Annotated in this window: 3 protein-coding genes and 1 pseudogene; 3 read left to right on the forward strand and 1 reads right to left on the reverse strand. The window is 34.5% G+C overall.

Features of this window, described 5'->3' with window-relative positions:
- From rpsR to AACY61_RS12240, 3 genes and pseudogenes are all read left to right on the forward strand, one after another.
- Window positions 1-119: 30S ribosomal protein S18 (gene rpsR / locus AACY61_RS12230; protein WP_339611860.1), on the forward strand; the 119-nt coding region annotated here is incomplete at its 5' end.
- A 13-nt stretch (window positions 120-132) separates the two neighbouring features.
- A pseudogene (gene rplI / locus AACY61_RS12235) lies at window positions 133-584 on the forward strand (50S ribosomal protein L9).
- Window positions 585-665: 81 nt separating this feature from the next.
- Window positions 666-1133, forward strand: coding sequence for a DUF6495 family protein (locus AACY61_RS12240; RefSeq protein ID WP_339611858.1), 468 nt, complete (start codon window positions 666-668; stop codon window positions 1131-1133).
- A 1-nt stretch (window position 1134) separates the two neighbouring features.
- On the opposite strand, the gene AACY61_RS12245 is transcribed toward AACY61_RS12240, so the two are convergent.
- The gene (locus AACY61_RS12245; RefSeq protein WP_339611859.1) at window positions 1135-2370 is read right to left on the reverse strand and encodes an ABC transporter permease; all 1236 of its coding nucleotides are present in this window, start codon (window positions 2368-2370) and stop codon (window positions 1135-1137) included.
- Between the last annotated feature and the right edge of the window lie 181 nt (window positions 2371-2551).

The raw sequence follows: 2551 nt of genomic DNA on the forward strand, positions 1-2551 counted from the left end.
AATTGTTGCCAAGAAGGCTTACCGGAACGTCATTAAAGTATCAAAGAAAAGTTGCCGTTGCAGTTAAAAGAGCACGTCACTTGGCTTTAATGCCTTATGTAGCAGATTTATTAAAATAAAAAATAGCACGACATGGAAGTTATATTAAAAAATGACGTTGAAAATCTAGGATTTGCAGACGACTTAGTAACTGTAAAAAACGGTTATGCTAGAAACTTTTTGATTCCTCAGGGGCACGCTATTTTAGCTACACCTTCAGCAAAAAAGTACTTGCCGAAACACTAAAACAACGTGCATACAAAGAGCAAAAGTTAGTTGACGAAGCTAAAAAACAAGCATCTAAATTAAGTGCTCTTGACATAAAACTAACTGCTAAAACCGGAGAAGGAGATAAACTTTTTGGTTCTATTTCCAATGCCGACCTAGCTGATGTACTTGAAAAAGAAGGAGTCTCAATTGAGAAAAAATTTATTACTGTGGCCGGTGGTTTGGTTAAAAGAACCGGTCAGTATGAAGCATCTATTCGTTTTCACAGAGATGTTGTTGAAACATTAAACTTTTCTGTAGTTGCAGAAGCAAAATAATTTTTCAACGATTCAATATAAAAAGCCTTTTGAAGAAATTCTTAAGGCTTTTTTAATTCAAATAAAATTAGACTATCCGTTTTGAAATATACAAGACTCACAAAAGAACAGTTTGAAAGTCTTCATGAAGAATTTTCTAGATTTTTAGCAAGCCAATCTATCACTGCCGATGAATGGCAACAACTAAAAAGGAATAAACCACATGTAGCTGAAGAAGAATTGGATGTGTTTAGTGATTTGATTTGGGAAGCAACACTCTCTAAAGTTGAATATCTTGAAAACTGGAGTAAAAGTCAGGTTTACCTGTTCTCTTTCAAAGAGCGTTACATCAAGCTTATCGCAGTTAAAATTAATAACAATTCGATTGATTTGTTGACAAATGAAGGCATACAATGGCTTGAAAAAAACATAGGAGCCGATGAAGTGGAAATCTATGAAGGAACAAAGAACTACGCTCAAGAGCGAAAACTTGATCTCTTTGATTACATTAAAGAAGGTGCAATAATCTCAGAAGGAGGCTTTTACAAAACCTTAAAAGAACTATTGTAAATTATTCATATCTGAGAGATTCAATAGGGTCCAACCGTGATGCTTTTGCTGCCGGATAAGAACCCGCAACCACAGCTACTATAAAAGATATAATTGTTGCTGCAATCATTGCAGCCCAGGGCAAGCTGTATTCAAAATTTAAGGCAACAGCAAAAAGGTACCCTCCAACAACACCTAAAAAGATTCCAACTAAACCACCCATTTGACCAATCAAAACTGTTTCAATTATAAACTGGTTGGCAATGGTTTTGCTTTTTGCGCCCAGAGATTTTCTTACTCCAATTTCACGGGTGCGTTCGGTTACTGAAACAAGCATAATATTCATCAATGCAATAGAGGACCCAAAAATTGTTATGATGCTTATGATCCAGGCAGCAGCTTCAAGGTAACCTGTAATGCTTGTTATACGATTGATTAAATCATCACTTCTCATCATACCAAAGTTAGATTCTTCAAGAGGACTCAAGCCTCTAATGTTTCTGAAAGTAATAATTGCTTCTTCTTGAGCTGCATCCAGCATTTCAGCATTATCAACCATCACACTAATATTATAATTGATGTTGGGTTGTGTGAAAATACTTCGCGCAGACTGAATGGGTAATAGCACCCTTAAATCCTGATTGTTGCCAAAAGTAGACCCTTTTTCCTCCAAAACGCCAATCACCTTATATTTTGCTCCGCGAATGCTTATTGTTTTATCTATTGGATTTTCATCTTTAAATAGTTCTTTCATAAAATCTGACCCCAATACACAAACATTGTTATTGTTTGCAATATCAAACACATTAAATTCCCTTCCTAATTGAAGTTTTAACCCTGAATTATTTATGTAATTTTCATTCACACCCAACACCTGGACTTCAGGGTCGGTTTTCTCATTCTCATATTTTACCTCAGCTCCAACAGTACCTGTGAAGGAAACGGCAGTTTTTGTGAGAGGAAAATTATAGGTTTCCTCAAATTGCTTGATGTCTCTGAAACTGATGATGGGGTTTATTTTTTCACGTTCTCCCGATCGTTGAATCTCGAAGTCATATCGCTGAAGTGAAAAGGTATTAGAACCCATTGCGGCAAAATCTCCTGTAATTGTGTTTTCAAGTGATTTTACAGCACTTAAAATCATTACTAAAGCAAATACCCCAATACCAATTATCAACACAGTTAAAATAGTGCGCAGGAGTTGTGTTCTAATAGAATCCAGAGCAATGCGAATATTCTCTCTTAAAAGGCCAAACATTTATATAGTTTTTCTAAACAATAGGTAGTAAAGTTATTATAAAAGTTACAAGATTATCAAATTTATAATTAATAAAATAAATCAACTAAACTAAAAAGACATCGTTTTAAATTCTTTAATTATTTTTATGGGGTTTTTTCCAAAGAAATAAGGATATTTGTGCCATTAATATGTTGTTATG

Source organism: uncultured Planktosalinus sp., assembly GCF_963973675.1.
In the GTDB taxonomy this organism is placed as follows: Bacteria; Bacteroidota; Bacteroidia; order Flavobacteriales; family Flavobacteriaceae; genus Planktosalinus.